This window comes from Ochrobactrum sp. 19YEA23, assembly GCF_029909865.1.
Lineage (GTDB): Bacteria > Pseudomonadota > Alphaproteobacteria > Rhizobiales > Rhizobiaceae > Brucella > Brucella gambitense.
In genome coordinates, this window is sequence record NZ_JASAMQ010000017.1 from 62,722 (window position 1) to 78,333 (window position 15,612).

A 15,612-nucleotide genomic window follows, 5' to 3' on the forward strand; every position below is an offset into this window, starting at 1 on the left:
GGCGTGTAGCGTGCCGCATTTGCGCCTATGCGCAGACGGCACCCCCGAAAGGGGCTATGTCAGCGCGAAAAGACGTGAGATTTCAGCAACTCAGGGAGGCCGATGCGGATTCGCCCAAGACATCCGCATGCAGTTCGGCTATGAATACAGATGGAGCAGACGCACTGCTCCGGGGGCGTAGTAACCCCTGACTAGCGGTTGGTGTCGGCCGTGACGGCACCATACTCCTTGACCCTATGGTCGGGGAGCCTGTGGCGTATGCAACAGGCTTTCCAGCTAAAGGCCATGGGGCCGTCTAGTCACGGTTACTAACTCCCCGATCACCAGGAGTCAGAGAGTTTTATTGCGGGGGCGAACCGCAGAAACTCTTCTGAAAGAAGGGGAATGACCGTGAAAGCACCCGTCGAACTTGATCCCGATGTGGATGATCTGGCCCCGTCCGGCCATGTCATCACCGCCTATGACGAGCAGCACTTCGTGACCTATCTGCGTATTCTGGACGCCAAGTCCGAGGAAGCCGACTGGAAGGAAGTGGCGCGAATTGTTCTGCACCGCGATCCGGCATCAGATGAGATGCGCACCCGGCGATGCTGGCAGAGCCATCTGGAACGCGCTCAATGGCTGTCGCGGGAAGGTTACAGGCAAATACTGGAACAGGCTGCGGCAAACAGGAATCAGTGAGATTGCCTCAGTCGCCTTTTGATCGTGGAATCGGCTTGACCGGATAATGCAAAAGCAGCCGATAGCCTCCGCGCATCATCCTGATGCCGTGGGCAACAAGACGACGTGCCTTGTTCTTGCGCGGATCAGTCTCGAAATCTTCCTTGTCGCCACGGAAGCCAAGCAGGACTTCGGCAACGGCGCGATAGCTTTCGCCGTGCAGCCGTGCGTCCAGCGCCCGCAGCGACAGAAGGTGCCACTGCCGAAGCTGCGCTGGCATGGCGCGAATATCCGGCCCCGGAGAGCGGCCTGTCAGGCACCTCCAAAGGCGGCGGGCCGCATGGGCGCGTAATTCCATGAACTCGTCCATGGGCAGGATTGCAGCATAGAAAGCTGCCGCATCGATCGCGCCCTGTGGCAGCCAGAATTGATGCTCCATCCCACCGACACGCCAGATTGCGTGCCAGCCATCCGGTGCGCGGCGCAGGATCAGGCCATCGAGATGTGCGAGAGCGACAAGCTGCCCGTCATCCGGATCGTTCTGCTCGACCGGAGACAGAATAATGGCCTGCGGATTGAAATGCGGCGACCAGAAAGGCGGTGCGCCGTCAGGCTGCGCGTCGGGGTCGTGTGCGAAATCGCACCCCCCAGCGGGAAGCAAAGGCGTTAACCTCTTCTCCCGCGGGTTCTCTCCTCTGCGTGAGTCTCTCGACGTCACGGCGATAGTCTTCGTTGCGACGAAGATATTCCCAGGCGAAACCGGCGGGCGGAAGGTCTTTAATGCGTTTATAGGCCGCCGGAGTACGCCAATCTATGCTCTGCATGGCGCGTCCTCCCAAAGCCGGACGGCACAAGGCTACGTCCGACTTGAAAAGGCTGCGGTATTGAATGGTTTTGCGGTAGCGCATCTAACGCGATAAGTGGATCGCCTAACCCGATCAATCCATTAAAGAATCTCTCGTTAGTACTGTTGCGCATCACATGGGAGACGCCCTGACGACATTCCCGTGTCAGTGATCGCACCCGAATGGCGGAAACGCGCGACTGCGTGGTTCCGGCGCAGCCGAAAGCGCGGCCCGCTGGGCGACAGGGCGGCCGCCCATTACGGGCAGGTCCGCGCGAGTTGGAGCGTGCGGGCAGGCCTGGCGGGCCGGACGACATGCAGTTCGGCGCACACGCCCGCAGCGAGGGGCTGATCGTGGGGACGAACAATATGAAGGAGTTCATCCGCATGCCCGGTGTGCGGGTGGAGAACCGGGTGTAGCGGTTGCGGTGGTCGTGACGGCTTTCCTGCGGGCATGAGAAAGGCCCCGACCTTGTGGTCGGGGCCTTTGTGCCGCGCCTCAGTCGCCGCGGCGACCGTTGGGACGGGACCAGATGAGGGAGAAGGTTTCGCCTTCTTCGTCATCGAAGAGGTTGGCGTAGATCGGGGCGTTGAAGCTCGGATCGTCCAGCTTGAGGCCCAGATAGTCGCGGCCCTCGTTGGAGCGCTTGGACCAGGCGGCGCCGATTTCGGCGCGACCGACCAGAACCCGGTGGCTGGGGGCGTTCTCGCCGGTGGCGCGCAGGTCGGGGACGATGCGCACGCCCTTGGCCTGGACGCTGAGGGTGACGATTTCGCCGGTGAAGTCGTTCGAGTCGGTCTTCTTGAAGGTGCCGATGGTTGCCATTTTAAGTCTCCGTTTTCCGTTTCCGAGCCCGCACCATTGCGGCCTCTATGGCGATCGACCGGCCGGAGACGAACGCTGGCGCACGCCCTTTGGGGGCTGGACAGCACAGGAGAAACTTTCTTGTTCCGCGCGGAATGGCGGCTCTGCCGTCAGGGGAAGAAAGTTGTGACGACGCTGTTGCGCTAAAGCGATCGAAGCGCATCGCGCTGTTCTTCGGCCAGATCAGGCCATTGAAGAGGCCGTTTGGAGCGGTTGAGACACGGGGGCTGAACGGAGACGTGGCAATCTTGAGGCCCATCATGATGACTAGACGGGTAATACCGGCCTTGCCTGTCACCCTGCGTCTCAGGCCATGCGCATCTCTCTTCCTGGCCTCTTCCTCCGGCATCGCCCAACCGGATTCTGGTCGGTCCACAAACGCTGGAGCTGACCGTTCTGCGCACTTACAGGCCGCGTCTGTGCCTCAAGCGTGCTGATCCGATGCTTGGTCGCTGTCTGCCACCATTTTCCTGACGAAGATGGAAGATAATTCGCATCCGCTTCTGGTCGGCACCAACGGATCATTGCAGTTCAGGTGGATGCAAGGTTTCCGTCCGCGGGCCCGGTTGCCGTCAAGCCCGCTACGGGTAGGAAATCTAGAGGCAATGACTGCTCTGCGGACAAAGCTTCGCGGGTGCTGCGTTTCCCTGAAGTGATGCATACATTTGGTTTTCACGCTAAATAGTCAAGGCAGCAGGGGAGATCGAGAGATGCAGACTGAAATCGATAATCAAATTAAAAGGGCCATTGAGGACTTCGGCTTTCGCTCGTCCGTTCCGATATTCAAGGCGATAGAGGAGGATGACGCAGATCACCTAGCTACCGGAACTTTCATCAGCTGCCAGAACAGGCTGTTTCTGCTAACAGCTCGCCATATCCTTGATGACTGCAATCCGGCGGACCTTGCGATCGCAAGGTCACCTGAAGGCTCAAGCCTTCAAACTCTTGGGATCTCCAATGTATTTAAGCCAGTTGATGATCCTAGTGTAGATATTGACATCCTTTGCATCGAGATAAAAGAACCTGAAGTCCACACCATCGTGAAGCAGGGCTGGCGGGCTGTAGACATTTCAATCGGCAAGGATCCCGAGTTGGACGAAGATGTCCTCCTGGTTGGCTACCCTTCAGCTACGCTGAAGAAAGATGGCATGAAGTTGTCGGGGAAACCAACGAGCTATCGCACCTCCGTCATGGCAACGGCTCCTCAAAGTGCCCGTCAGCCAGTCTCAGCGCAGCTGGACCTCTTTCTGGCACTCGATCGAGAGGGGGTATCGTTTTCAGGGGATCGGTTTTGCAGCCCCGCGATCGGCGGAATGAGCGGCTGCGCGATCTGGCAGTTTACTAAAGTTCAAAACACAGAGCTATGGACGCCAGATCGGGCCTTACGGCTCGTCGGGATACAGGCTTCTGCTCTCCATGGACAGTTCTTCCGCGGGAAACAGTGGAGGTACATTAAGCACGTGATCACTCAGGCCTGTCATTCAACGGAATGAATGAGCGGCGAATAGGCCGTTCCGCCGACCACAGCGCAGGTCAGTTCTACCCGCTCAGCTACCGCCGTGGCAGTACTAATTCTGCAACTTAGATGCTGTGCCAGCCGGCACCTTGATCCTACCGCACCATGTCCGAGTGGACGCAATGGGCTCAAAGTAACCGCGCAAGATATTTTTACACGCGCGCGACAGTCTCGTCCGCTGGACCGGCTGCCGCCATGCCTGCAACGCGCAGGAAAGCCGCCACGCCCACCGCAATCGCCCCGATCACCGAGAAGATGAGCTGCCATGTCTCAGACGGCATCATGTGCTTGACGATACCAAGCGTGGCATAGAACCCGGCCATCCCCGCCGGCGCGACGAAGGCCAGAGCGATCAGCAGCCGCGCCCAGATCGGACGGACCAGCATGAGCAGGCCCTGGCCGACTGCCAGTGTCAGGCCGGCGGCAAGAAGACCGACGACGATGCCGCCGAGCCAGCCAGCCCCAGTGCCATAGGCCCAGATGCCCGCGTTCAGGCCGATGAAGAACGGCAGGGCGAAGACGGCGAGGTTAAACAGCAGCCAGCACATCGTGCCGATGGCTGCGATGGAAACGAGGATTCCGAGAACGATCATGGTGGTGTCTCCGTGCAAAAGGTTGGACGGTTGCGCCTTCCACCACCACCATGGCGCACCGCGACATATAGCATGAATATGCCTGTTTGGGGGACATGGAATGATCGGCGGGCGCTATCGTCATACTCATGATGAGGTGGGAAGGCAGCGCTCACGCGCTGCCGGCCCCAAAGCGATAGACCGGGATGCCCATCTTGCGGGCCTTGTCGGCCAGGTTGTCCTGAATACCCGTACCGGGAAAGATGATGACCCCGATCGGCATGACGCCGAGCATCTGGTCGTTGCGCTTGAAGGGTGCTGCCTTGGCATGTCTTGCCCAGTCAGGTTTGAAGGCGACCTGTGCGACCTTGCGGTTATTGGCCCAGGTGGCCGCGATGCGTTCCGCGCCCTTGACCGGGGAAACCGTGCTGGATGACAGCACCCCAGAGAATGAGAATATCGATACCGGAATAAAACCGGCCGGTTGAAGCATTTCTCGGCAGGCCCAGCGGGGCAGTGCCGGGCGACGCACCCCAGGGCTGAACCCATGGCAACCGCCCTTGCTCTAGCTCGGCGATGAGCTTGTTGGTGATGTCGTCGTAAAGGTTGCTGCGCGCGCCACCGTCAGCGGGGCTGCGATCGTGTCTGGCCATCGGGATGAACTCCGCGACGGGCGCCGGAAGCCTCTCTTCCAGCCCTCAACCCGTCACGGGAAACCCGTCCGCACTCTCACTCTGAAGGGGGCGTTGCGGGGTCTCCCCGCTGATGGGGGTGCGTCGGCAACGCCGGTGCCGACCAGGGGGAAAGCTTTCCCCCAACATCGGTCGCAAATCCATACACCTTGCAAATGCGCCGAACCGACGATCAGGAAACGTGGCTTTCAGCTAAATGTCCGGCCGCCAAACAAGCTGGAAACTCATCCATCACGACGACGGTCGCCTCTTGTCTCTGACGGAGATTTACCTGAAGGGCCCAGCCGCAAGATGCTCCGTCCGCACACCTTGAAGGCAGTTCCGCGTGGAAATCAACATCGTGGAATCGGGGCGACTGACACGCGACCTTGGACGCGATAGACCATTGCAAAATCTAGCCAAAATGGCCAAAATGAAAGACCATAGGCTGGGAGCAGGGAAATGCGAACCCTAAGCGCGAAAGACGCAAAGTACGAATTTGGGCGGCTTATTGATCTTGCGCGAGCTGAGCCGGTGGCGGTGACCAAGCATGGTCGGGCCGTCGTCGTGGTAATTGCGGTCGAGGAGTACGAGCGGTTAAAGGACAATGAAATGGTTAAAAGGAATGACCACTCGAGCAAGAATGATGGGGCTGCATGATGATTCGAAATACTCACAAATCTCAAATGCTTCCAATTTTTAATTTCTCGAACCAAGCACCTATACAATTTTTAGGCAGGAAACTCTTCCCGTCAGACGGGCGTGATAGCAAATGAGTCTCGTGATGACCACGAACAGACCCGAACGCGATATTGAGGATGTCCTGATCGCGAAACTCAAGGAGCTTAAGTACGAGTATCGACCTGATATTCGTGATAGAGCTACTTTGGAGGCAAATTTTAGGACCAAATTCGAGACGCTAAATCGCATCAAGCTCACTGATGGCGAGTTTCAGCGGCTGCACGATGAAATAGTCACGCCGGATGTTTTTACGGCGGCACGAACTTTGCGCGAGCGGAATAGTTTCACCCGCGATGACGGCACGCCGCTGAACTACACACTCGTGAACATCAAGGACTGGTGCAAGAATTCCTTCGAGGTGATCAACCAGCTTCGTATTAATACGGACAACAGCCACCACCGCTATGATGTCATTCTCCTGATCAATGGCGTTCCGATTGTCCAGATCGAGCTGAAGACCCTCGGCATTAGCCCTCGTCGTGCCATGGAGCAGATCGTCGATTACAAGAACGATCCCGGGAACGGCTATACCAAGACCATCCTATGCTTCCTTCAGCTCTTCATCGTCAGCAACCGCGATCGGACCTTTTACTTCGCGAACAACAATGTGCGTCATTTCGCCTTCAATGCAGAAGAACGATTTCTCCCAGTCTATGAGTTTGCGGACGTCGACAACAAGAAGATCGTCCATCTCGACAGCTTTGCCGATACATTCCTTGTCAAATGCGCCCTCGGCCAGACGATCAGCCGGTACATGGTTCTGGTCGCAAGCGAGCAGAAACTACTTATGATGCGCCCGTATCAGGTCTACGCGGTGAAGGCGATTGTCGACTCCATCGCCCAGGACTGCGGTAACGGGTACATCTGGCACACGACGGGCAGCGGCAAGACGCTCACCTCCTTCAAGGCGTCAACGCTCTTGAAGGACAATCCCGGCATCGAGAAATGCCTCTTCGTCGTGGATCGCAAAGACCTCGATCGCCAGACGCGCGAGGAGTTCAACAAGTTCCAGGAAGGCTGTGTCGAGGAGAACACCAACACTGCCTCCCTGGTTCGACGCCTTCTGTCGGACGATTACGCCGACAAGGTCATTGTCTGTACGATTCAGAAGCTGGGCCTCGCGCTGGACGAAAACAGCAAGCGCAACAAGCAACAGAAGAAGGACGGCAAGAAGAGCTTCAAGGAGCAGCTCAAGCCCCTGCGCGACAAGCGCATCGCCTTCATCTTCGACGAATGTCACCGGTCGCAGTTCGGCGAGAACCACAAGGCTATCAAGGAGTTCTTCCCGCGCGCCCAGCTCTTCGGCTTCACCGGGACGCCGATCTTTGATCAGAACGCCGCGCAGCAGAAGATCGAAGACACTCAGGCCAGCATGAAGACGACGGAAGACCTCTTCCAGCAGCGCCTTCACACATACACGATCACACACGCCATCGAGGACGGGAACGTTCTTCGGTTCCATGTTGACTATTTCAAGCCGCAAGGCAAAACGCTGCCGAAGCCGGGTGAACCACTGGCCAAGCGGGCGGTCATTGATGCGATCCTCGCGAAACATGACGCGGCCACTGGTCACCGCCGCTTCAACGCCTTGCTAGCCACCTCGTCGATCAATGACGCCATCGAGTATCACACCCTTTTCAAGAAAATTCAGGCCAAAAAACTGGCAACGGATCCGAGCTTCCAGCCGCTGAACATCGCATGCGTCTTCTCCCCGCCCGCCGAGGGCGATCCTGACGTGAAGCAGATTCAGGAAGACCTGCCGACGGAGAAGGAAGACAACGCGGTCGAACCGGAAAAGAAGAAAGAGGCGCTGAAAGCCATCCTCGCCGATTACAACTCCCATTTCGGCACCAACCACAAGATCGGTGAATTCGATCTGTACTATCAGGACGTCCAGAAGCGCATCAAAGATCAGCAATGGCCGGATACCGACCTCAAGAAGGCTTACCCCAACCAGCCACACCACAAGATCGACATCACGATTGTCGTCGACATGCTACTGACCGGCTTTGACTCCAAGTTCCTGAACACCCTCTATGTGGACAAGAACCTGAAGCATCACGGGCTGATCCAGGCCTTCTCGCGCACAAACCGGGTGCTGAACGCCACCAAGCCCTATGGCAACATCCTCGACTTCCGCCAGCAGCAAGGCGCGGTCGATGCCGCCATCGCGCTATTCTCGGGCGAAGCCGCAGCTGAAAAGGCGCGCGAAATCTGGTTGGTCGACAAGGCCCCGGTGGTCATCCAGAAACTGGAGACCGCGGTCCAGAAGCTTGATACCTTCATGAAATCGCAGGGCCTCGACTGCGCCCCGGAAGCGGTGCCCAACCTTAAGGGCGATGCAGCCCGCGCGGCCTTCATCGAACACTTCAAGGAGGTCCAGCGGCTCAAGACCCAACTTGACCAGTACACTGACCTGACTGAAGAAAACCGCAATACTATCGAGCAGGTTCTGCCTCGCGACAACCTGCTTGGCTTCCGCGGCGCCTATCTGGAAACCGCGCAGCGCCTTCGCGCCCAGCAGGGCACAGCCGCCGAAAAGCCCAGCCAGGAAGCCGACCAACTGGATTTCGAGTTCGTCCTCTTCGCTTCTGCCGTCATCGACTATGACTACATCATGGGCCTGATCGCCCGCTATTCCGAGGCAACGCCCGGCAAGCAGAAGATGAGCCGCGAGGAACTGATCGGCCTGATCCAGTCCGACGCGAAGTTCATGGACGAGCGCGAAGATATCGCCGCCTACATCAACACCCTGAAGGCTGGCGAGGGCCTCAGCGAAAAGGCCATCCGCGAGGGCTATATCCGCTTCAAGGCGGAAAAGAACGCAGTGGAACTGGCGGAGATCGCGGGCAAGCACGGCCTGGCCACCGAAGCGCTGCAAGGCTTTGTCGACACCATCCTGCAACGTATGATCTTTGATGGAGAGGCGCTGACCGACCTGATGGAACCCCTTGGCCTGAACTGGAAGGCGCGGCGGGTGAAGGAACTGGATCTGATGGCCGACCTGATGTCGCTATTGTTGAAGCGAGCCGGTGGCCGCGAGATTTCGGGGCTGAGCGCTTATGAACAGTAAGGAGAAATCGTCTGCCGTGGTGGACGAAGGGGCTACATTGGTGCCCAAGCTACGGTTTCCGGAGTTTCAGGATGCCCCGGCATGGAAACCAATAAGCCTGCGGAAAGCATCGGTTCCGGTTGATGAACGTGTTGGCGAGAGGAAACTTACCCCGGTCAGCATTTCGGCTGGTATCGGATTTGTGCCCCAAGCCGAGAAGTTCGGCCGCGATATCTCTGGCAATCAGTATCAGCTTTACACGCTGGTTCGCGACGGTGACTTCGTCTTCAACAAAGGAAATTCCCTGAAGTTTCCGCAGGGATGCATCTACCTTCTGGAAGGCTGGGGGGAAGTCGCCGCACCTAACGTGTTCATCGCTTTCCGTCTCAAGGATAACTATTCGAACGGCTTCTTTCAGAATTGCTTTGAGCAGAACCAGCATGGGAAGCAGCTCAAGAGGCACATCACCAGCGGTGCGCGCGGCAACGGATTGCTTAATATCAGCAAGGAGACCTTTTTCGGAGTCGAAATCCCGACACCGAGCCTGCCTGAGCAACAAAAGATCGCCGACTGCCTGGCTTCTGCCGACGCGCTGATCGAGGTACAGGGGCGGAAGGTGGAGGCACTGAAAGCCCACAAGACGGGCCTGATGCAGCAGCTTTTCCCCCAGGAAGGCGAAACCCAACCCCGCCTCCGGTTCCCCGAGTTCGAGGGCACGGGGGATTGGGTAGAACAGTCGGTTGGCGACTTTGGTCAGGTCGTCACAGGGAGCACGCCAAGCACAACTGATCCCAGCCTTTACGGAGGCGGCATTCCATTCGTGTCGCCCGCGGACATCTCTGAACTAAGGTACGTAGACGAAACCAAAACCACGCTGACCGCGGCAGGCTTCCAGAAAACTCGCCCGATCAGGGCGGGCAGCGTCCTTTTCGTGTGTATCGGTTCCACGATTGGAAAAATCGCCCAGAACGTTCGAGACTGCGCGACGAACCAGCAAATCAATGCGGTCATCCCTAACGTAAGGCACTCCGGTGGGTTCGTCTATTTTGCTTTGTCGAATGCAACTGACCGCATCACTTTGCTCGCCGGTAAGCAGGCTGTTCCGATCATCAATAAGTCGCTGTTCTCCTCGGTGCGGTTACTCGTTCCGGGACTTCCCGAACAAGAACGCATCTCCGACTGCCTCACCACCATCGACGACTTCATCACCGCCGAGACCCGAAAGCTCGACACGCTCAAGACCCATAAGAAGGGGCTAATGCAGAAACTTTTCCCAGCCATTGAAGAACTTCAATTATGAACCATTCCGACATTGCCGACCACGTCCTAAAGGCAAAGGAAAATATCATTCTGCTCTATGCGTTCAACGCAACCGGCAAAACGCGGCTCTCAGTCGCCTACAAGGACGCTACCAAGGACGAAGGGGGCGCGCATGCGGGCGTGTATTACAATGCCTACAGCGAGGATCTTTTCGTCTGGCAGAACGACCCCGAAAACGACGGAACACCTATCCAGCTGGATATCCGCAAGTGCAGCCTTAACAAGTTCCACAGCGCACTGACCGAAGATAACGTGCGCGACAAGCTGAACCGCTTCAAACCAGGCTATCGCTTTGAGTTCATTCCCTATGACGATCCCGAAGACGGCATTCAGGCGGTGTCGTTCTTCCAAGAAGAAGCGGACCCCAATGACCCTAGCAACATCTCAAAGGTCGCCTTCAAGATTTCGCGCGGGGAAGAACGGATTTTCGTCTGGTGCTTCTTCCTCGCGCTTTTCGAGGTGGAGGGATGGGCAGACCAGCAGGCATCCCACTTCTTTATCGATGATCCAGTATCCAGTCTGGATGACCACAACATCTTCATCACGGCATCGACGCTGTTCGATTTGATCGAGGAACACTTCGAGAAGCGCAAGATCATCATCACTACGCATCACTTGGGTTTTTTCGCGATCCTTGCCGATTGGCTAAAGAAGGGTGAGAAAGCCAGCAAGTTTAGAGACAAGGCAAAAGTTTGCATTCTGAGCTCCAAGAGTGGCGATCTTTCGTTGGAGACCGAAAGAAAAGACGTATTCCTTTACCATCTGCGCTTGCTGCAAGTCCTCCAGCAAGCGCAAGATAGCGGTGATGTGAGAGCATTCCACTTTGCCTTGCTACGGCAAGTTTTGGAGAACGTTGCTTCGTTTCTAGGTGTAGGCCAATTTGGGTATGTGCTTGGGCAGATCGGCATCACTGACGTCGACGAGGTCGCGCGGATAGTAAACACGCTCTCCCACAAAAAGGTCTACTATTTCGAAAGTGACGAGCTGAATCCAGACAACCGGGCGATGTTCGAGAACGTATTCACGAGGATCAAAGCCAAGTACAACTTCGTTCTGCATGCGCCCGCCCCGGCGCCTGCACCCGTTCCCCAGGAAGCACCCGCACAATGAACGACCAAATCCAAAAGCAACTGGGCAAGACGCTCTGGAACATCGCTGACACGCTGCGCGGGGCGATGAACGCGGACGATTTCCGCGATTACATGCTGTCCTTCCTGTTCCTGCGTTATCTGTCGGACAACTACGAGATGGCTGTCCGGAAGGAGCTCGGACGTGATTACCCGGATCCCAACACGATCGGCAATGGTGGGCGCTCGCCTCTTTCCGTGTGGTACGCGCAAAACCCCGACGATGTTTCGGCTTTTGAAAAGCAGATGCGCCTCAAGGCGCATTACGTCATCAAGCCGGAACACCTCTGGACCAGCATCGCCCACATGGCCCGCACCCAGAGCGACAATCTACTGAACACCCTGCAGGCAGGCTTCAAATATATCGAGAACGAGTCCTTCCAGAGCACGTTCGGAGGGCTTTTTTCAGAAATCAATCTTGGCTCTGAAAAGCTCGGCCGGACCTACGCTGATCGCAACGCCAAGCTCTGCACCATCATCACCGAGATCGCGAATGGGCTCGCCGATTTTTCGTCCGATGTCGATTCGCTGGGCGACGCTTACGAATATCTGATTGGCCAGTTTGCCGCCGGTTCCGGAAAGAAGGCAGGCGAGTTCTATACCCCACAGCAGGTGTCTGACATCCTTTCCGCGATCGTGACGTTGGACAGCCAGGAACCCGCAACGGGAAAGAAAGAACGCCTTGCCAGTGTGCTCGATTTCGCGTGCGGCTCCGGCTCGCTGTTGTTGAACGTGCGAAAGCGCATGGGACCGCATGGCATCGGGAAAATCTATGGGCAAGAAAAGAACATCACCACATATAACCTTGCTCGCATGAACATGCTGCTGCACGGCATGAAAGACACAGAATTCGAAATCTATCATGGCGACACGCTGAGCAATGACTGGGACATCCTGCGAGAGCTGAACCCTGCTAAGAAACCCTCGTTTGATGCAATCGTGGCCAACCCGCCCTTTAGCCTCCGTTGGGAACCGACTGAAGCGATGGCCGATGACGTGCGGTTCAAGAACCATGGGCTAGCGCCTAAATCCGCCGCAGACTTCGCCTTCCTACTGCACGGTCTCCACTACTTGAAGGATGAGGGCGTGATGGCCATCATCCTGCCGCACGGCGTTCTGTTCCGGGGTGGGGCCGAAGAGCGCATCCGCACAAAGCTGCTGAAGGATGGCCACATCGACACGGTGATCGGCCTACCCGCGAACCTCTTCTATTCGACTGGTATCCCGGTGTGCATCCTCGTGCTGAAGAAGTGCAAGAAGCCGGATGATGTGCTCTTCATTAACGCGGCCGAGCACTATGAAAAAGGCAAGCGGCAGAACCGACTGCGTGAAGGGTTAGATGGCAAGCCGAATGACATTCAGAAGATCATCGAGACGTACCAGTTCCGCAAGGAAGAGGACCGCTACTCCAAGCGCGTGAGCATGGAGCGCATCGCTGAGGAGGGCTTCAACCTCAACATCTCCCGATACATCAGCACCGCTGTGGCTGAGGCTGAAATCGACCTGGCTGCCACGCAGCAGGAATTGGTCTCCATCGAAAACCAGATTCGGGAAGCAACGTCGAGCCACAACTCGTTTCTGAGGGAATTGGGGCTTCCAGTTCTTCCTGGGACCAAATGAGATATGCCGCTCTGGCTCTCCGTACCGTCAGAGCCTCAGGTCTACAGTAAGAGATCGGTCGTTACAGTGATGCTGCGAGACGATATTCGACCGTCCGCAATGGGCTGCTCGGCCCCTAGCTGCGACGCGCTTGAGCGGCTGCTTCGGGGCGTCTCCTACGCTACATCCTCACTAATGGCGAATGATTGAAAATAGCGAATAGACGAGCTTCTGCTTCGAACGACCACCTTCCTACGATAGACTCACCCGTCCCTTTTCTACGCCACGGCATCCTATTCACCGCACAGCGGCGCCCGGGACCTTCCCTCGGCTGACATTCCACGCTTCCATTGCCCCAACCCCTTTTCGGGCATGGGATATTGGAAACGGTGGCGGTCAAGCGGAACAGGATCAATATCGAGGTTACACCCTCGACCGGACCGGAAACGGACCGGAATGATCCCGCACGCAAAGACGCTCCCGTAATGTCGCTGGCTCGCCTGATCGGTCGCCAGATCGCCCGCGAGCAGTTCGAGCGTAAACTGGCAGCGGAGCGCAAAGCACAACGTCAGGTCCGTCCCTGACATTCAAATCCTTCTTGCATTTATACGTGTAACACGTATTATATAGGCAGGCCTATTCTCTTGGAGTCTGCGATGCCAACCACAACCTCCCTCGAATTCCAGCGCAAGTTCGGACAGTATCTGAACGAGTCTCACCGTGAGCCGGTAGAGATCACGCGACATGGCCGGCGCGAGTTTGTGCTGATGTCGGCCGCCCAATATGACGAGCTGCTGGCAGCGGCGCAGCGCAGTGGCAGAACCGTCAAAGCCGCCTCCGAACCTGAACGGAATTAAGATACCTCCCCCGACACGGAGCCTGAAAGGACTGCCAATATGACCCGCGTTGCGCTTTATGCCCGATATTCTTCCGACAATCAGCGCGAGGCGTCGATCGAGGACCAGTTGCGCATCTGCCGCGAACAGGCGAAGCGCGAGAAGTGGAAGATCGTCGGAACCTACAAGGATGCTGGCATCTCCGGCGCAAGCATGATCCTGCGCTCTGGCATTCAGGCCCTTCTTCAGGATGCGCAGGCTGGACAGTTCGACATCGTGCTTGCTGAGGCACTGGATCGCATCAGTCGCGACCAGGCTGACGTCGCCACCTTCTACAAGCACCTCAAATTTGCTGGCGTTCCGATTGTCACGCTATCCGAGGGCGAGATCAGCGAGCTTCATGTCGGCCTCAAGGGCACGATGAACGCGCTGTTCCTGAAAGACCTTGCCGCCAAAACCCATCGCGGCGTCCGTGGCCGCGTCGAAGACGGCAAGTCAGGCGGCGGCCTGTGCTTTGGCTACAATGTCGTCAAGCAGCTTGATGCCCGCGGTGATCCCATTCGCGGCGACCGGGAAATCAACGAGGCCGAGGCGAATGTTGTCCGGCGCATTTTCCGCGAGTTCGCCGCCGGCCTGGGTCCGCGCACAATCGCCCGCACGTTGAACGAGGAAGATGTCCCTGGTCCGGCTGGCAAGCTCTGGAGCGACACCACCATCCGGGGCCATGTGAAGCGCGGCACGGGACTCGTAAACAATGAACTCTATATCGGCCGCCTCATCTGGAACCGCCTCCGTTACATCAAAGATCCTTCGACCGGAAAGCGCGTGTCGCGGCTCAACCCGGAATCGGAATGGATCATCAAAGACGTACCGGAACTGCGGATTGTGGATGATGCGCTTTGGCAGTCGGTCCGCGAGCGGCAGGACGCAATCGCCGAGAAATACGTCAATGTCACTGAGGCTGTGCGCAAGCACCACAAGAAGAACCGCCTGAACGGCACACGTCGGCCGAAGTCCCTTCTGTCCGGCCTGGTATTCTGCGGTTGCTGCGGCGGCCCCTACTCGCTTCGTGGCGCTGATCGGTTCGCCTGCTCGAACCACATCAGCAAGGGCGCCTGTTCAAACAGCCGCACGATCCCGCGTGAGGATCTGGAAGCACGCGTCCTCGCCGGTCTTAAAGATCGTATGATGGCGCCGGAAGTCGCTGCAGAAGCGATGCGCGCTTATGCCAGAGAGATCAATCGCCTCAACCGCGAGCGGCGGTCGAATGCCGAGGTTTGGCGAGCGGAACAGGCCAAGGTCGACAAGCAAATCCGAGGAATGATCGAGGCGATCAAGGAAGGCATGTTCCATCCCAGTATGAAGTGCGAGATGGACGCGCTCGAAGCTCGTAAGGACGAACTGAGAGAACTTCTGGCCGAGAGTCCGCAAGATGTGCCCGACTTGTTGCCAAGTGCTTCGGCAATCTACGCGAAAAAAGTGGCGGATCTCACCGCAACACTCAATCAGCCGGAGGACAGAGTGCAGGCTGCAGAAGTCCTGCGGACCTTAATCGAAAAGATCGTCCTTTCACCTGGTAAAGCAAGGGGCGAAATCGACGCTTTATTGTACGGAGAACTAAGTACGATCCTGAACTGGATCGAACGGCAAACTGCTGAAAAGGCTCAAAAAACGAAAACTCCCGGAGCTGGACTCACGGGAGTGTCGGTATCAGTGGTTGCGGGGGCAGGATTTGAACCTGCGGCCTTCAGGTTATGAGCCTGACGAGCTACCGGGCTGCTCCACCCCGCGCCAGGGTGATTATTTTAG

14 protein-coding genes, 1 tRNA gene and 4 pseudogenes are annotated in these 15,612 nt (G+C 57.3%); 11 read left to right on the forward strand and 8 right to left on the reverse strand.

Translation table 11 applies throughout. The features are described from left to right. Positions 1-390 precede the first annotated feature (390 nt). Positions 391-681 (forward strand): DNA -binding domain-containing protein, encoded by a 291-nt coding sequence (locus QBD01_RS24885; protein ID WP_280994969.1) that lies wholly within the window; start codon positions 391-393, stop codon positions 679-681. A gap of 7 nt (positions 682-688) precedes the next feature. Here the strand turns inward: QBD01_RS24885 and QBD01_RS24890 are convergent, their stop codons facing one another. Further along, positions 689-1,222: a DUF2285 domain-containing protein gene (locus QBD01_RS24890; protein WP_280994983.1), complete on the reverse strand. Its 534-nt coding sequence runs from the start codon at positions 1,220-1,222 to the stop codon at positions 689-691. 46 nt (positions 1,223-1,268) lie between these two features. Next, a complete protein-coding gene (locus QBD01_RS24895; RefSeq protein ID WP_392391479.1) occupies positions 1,269-1,568 on the reverse strand; it encodes a transcriptional regulator domain-containing protein in 300 nt (99 codons plus the stop codon). Positions 1,569-1,736: 168 nt separating this feature from the next. Here QBD01_RS24895 and QBD01_RS25490 point away from each other — a divergent pair. After that, positions 1,737-1,924, forward strand: a pseudogene (locus QBD01_RS25490) (VapC toxin family PIN domain ribonuclease); the annotation flags it as partial. Between the two features lie 79 nt (positions 1,925-2,003). Here QBD01_RS25490 and QBD01_RS24900 read toward each other — a convergent pair. Beyond that, positions 2,004-2,330, reverse strand: coding sequence for a DUF736 domain-containing protein (locus QBD01_RS24900; RefSeq protein WP_111783405.1), 327 nt, complete (start codon positions 2,328-2,330; stop codon positions 2,004-2,006). Positions 2,331-3,079: 749 nt separating this feature from the next. Between QBD01_RS24900 and QBD01_RS24905 the strand changes: the two genes are divergently transcribed. Beyond that, the gene (locus QBD01_RS24905; protein WP_280994970.1) at positions 3,080-3,862 is read left to right on the forward strand and encodes a hypothetical protein; all 783 of its coding nucleotides are present in this window, start codon (positions 3,080-3,082) and stop codon (positions 3,860-3,862) included. Positions 3,863-4,037: 175 nt separating this feature from the next. Here the strand turns inward: QBD01_RS24905 and QBD01_RS24910 are convergent, their stop codons facing one another. From QBD01_RS24910 to QBD01_RS24920, 3 genes and pseudogenes are all read right to left on the reverse strand, one after another. Next, positions 4,038-4,478, reverse strand: coding sequence for a hypothetical protein (locus QBD01_RS24910; RefSeq protein WP_280994971.1), 441 nt, complete (start codon positions 4,476-4,478; stop codon positions 4,038-4,040). A 151-nt stretch (positions 4,479-4,629) separates the two neighbouring features. After that, positions 4,630-4,869 (reverse strand): annotated as a pseudogene (locus tag QBD01_RS24915) (SLOG family protein); the annotation flags it as partial. Next, positions 4,850-5,110: pseudogene (locus QBD01_RS24920) on the reverse strand (ArdC-like ssDNA-binding domain-containing protein); the annotation flags it as partial. The pseudogenes QBD01_RS24915 and QBD01_RS24920, both read right to left, overlap by 20 nt. Before the next feature lie 480 nt (positions 5,111-5,590). Here QBD01_RS24920 and QBD01_RS24925 point away from each other — a divergent pair. The 8 genes and pseudogenes from QBD01_RS24925 to QBD01_RS25495 all read left to right on the forward strand — a co-directional run. Then, positions 5,591-5,788, forward strand: a complete 198-nt coding sequence (locus tag QBD01_RS24925) for a type II toxin-antitoxin system prevent-host-death family antitoxin (protein ID WP_280994972.1) — start codon at positions 5,591-5,593, stop codon at positions 5,786-5,788. A gap of 124 nt (positions 5,789-5,912) precedes the next feature. Further along, positions 5,913-8,942 (forward strand): type I restriction endonuclease subunit R, encoded by a 3,030-nt coding sequence (locus tag QBD01_RS24930; protein ID WP_280994973.1) that lies wholly within the window; start codon positions 5,913-5,915, stop codon positions 8,940-8,942. After that, positions 8,932-10,221: a restriction endonuclease subunit S gene (locus QBD01_RS24935; RefSeq protein ID WP_280994974.1), complete on the forward strand. Its 1,290-nt coding sequence runs from the start codon at positions 8,932-8,934 to the stop codon at positions 10,219-10,221. The genes QBD01_RS24930 and QBD01_RS24935 overlap by 11 nt, the downstream gene beginning before the upstream one ends. Continuing rightward, positions 10,218-11,351 carry an AAA family ATPase gene (locus QBD01_RS24940; RefSeq protein WP_280994975.1) on the forward strand — a complete coding sequence of 378 codons (1,134 nt, stop codon included), beginning with the start codon at positions 10,218-10,220 and terminating at the stop codon, positions 11,349-11,351. The genes QBD01_RS24935 and QBD01_RS24940 overlap by 4 nt, the downstream gene beginning before the upstream one ends. Further along, the gene (locus tag QBD01_RS24945; RefSeq protein WP_280994976.1) at positions 11,348-12,988 is read left to right on the forward strand and encodes a type I restriction-modification system subunit M; all 1,641 of its coding nucleotides are present in this window, start codon (positions 11,348-11,350) and stop codon (positions 12,986-12,988) included. The genes QBD01_RS24940 and QBD01_RS24945 overlap by 4 nt, the downstream gene beginning before the upstream one ends. 368 nt (positions 12,989-13,356) lie before the next feature. Next, positions 13,357-13,551: a hypothetical protein gene (locus QBD01_RS24950; RefSeq protein ID WP_280994977.1), complete on the forward strand. Its 195-nt coding sequence runs from the start codon at positions 13,357-13,359 to the stop codon at positions 13,549-13,551. 72 nt (positions 13,552-13,623) lie between these two features. Continuing rightward, entirely contained in the window at positions 13,624-13,824 is a 201-nt protein-coding gene (locus QBD01_RS24955; RefSeq protein ID WP_280994978.1) for a type II toxin-antitoxin system prevent-host-death family antitoxin, read from the forward strand. 39 nt (positions 13,825-13,863) lie between these two features. After that, positions 13,864-14,919 (forward strand): annotated as a pseudogene (locus tag QBD01_RS25495) (recombinase family protein); the annotation flags it as partial. Positions 14,920-14,922: 3 nt separating this feature from the next. On the opposite strand, the gene QBD01_RS25500 reads toward QBD01_RS25495, so the two are convergent. Then, entirely contained in the window at positions 14,923-15,234 is a 312-nt protein-coding gene (locus QBD01_RS25500) for a hypothetical protein (protein ID WP_392391480.1), read from the reverse strand. 283 nt (positions 15,235-15,517) lie between these two features. Continuing rightward, positions 15,518-15,594 (reverse strand) — tRNA-Met (locus QBD01_RS24965). Positions 15,595-15,612 lie beyond the last annotated feature (18 nt).

What these genes read in the sequence shown, in the direction of transcription:
- QBD01_RS24905 (WP_280994970.1), top strand. Translation starts at nt 3,080, where the DNA reads ATGCAGACTGAAATCGATAATCAAATTAAAAGGGCCATTGAGGACTTC.
- QBD01_RS24930 (WP_280994973.1), top strand. Translation starts at nt 5,913, where the DNA reads ATGACCACGAACAGACCCGAACGCGATATTGAGGATGTCCTGATCGCG.
- QBD01_RS24900 (WP_111783405.1), bottom strand. Translation starts at nt 2,330, where the DNA reads ATGGCAACCATCGGCACCTTCAAGAAGACCGACTCGAACGACTTCACC.
- QBD01_RS24910 (WP_280994971.1), bottom strand. Translation starts at nt 4,478, where the DNA reads ATGATCGTTCTCGGAATCCTCGTTTCCATCGCAGCCATCGGCACGATG.
- QBD01_RS24895 (WP_392391479.1), bottom strand. Translation starts at nt 1,568, where the DNA reads ATGCGCTACCGCAAAACCATTCAATACCGCAGCCTTTTCAAGTCGGAC.
- QBD01_RS24955 (WP_280994978.1), top strand. Translation starts at nt 13,624, where the DNA reads ATGCCAACCACAACCTCCCTCGAATTCCAGCGCAAGTTCGGACAGTAT.
- QBD01_RS24935 (WP_280994974.1), top strand. Translation starts at nt 8,932, where the DNA reads ATGAACAGTAAGGAGAAATCGTCTGCCGTGGTGGACGAAGGGGCTACA.
- QBD01_RS24940 (WP_280994975.1), top strand. Translation starts at nt 10,218, where the DNA reads ATGAACCATTCCGACATTGCCGACCACGTCCTAAAGGCAAAGGAAAAT.
- QBD01_RS24925 (WP_280994972.1), top strand. Translation starts at nt 5,591, where the DNA reads ATGCGAACCCTAAGCGCGAAAGACGCAAAGTACGAATTTGGGCGGCTT.
- QBD01_RS24945 (WP_280994976.1), top strand. Translation starts at nt 11,348, where the DNA reads ATGAACGACCAAATCCAAAAGCAACTGGGCAAGACGCTCTGGAACATC.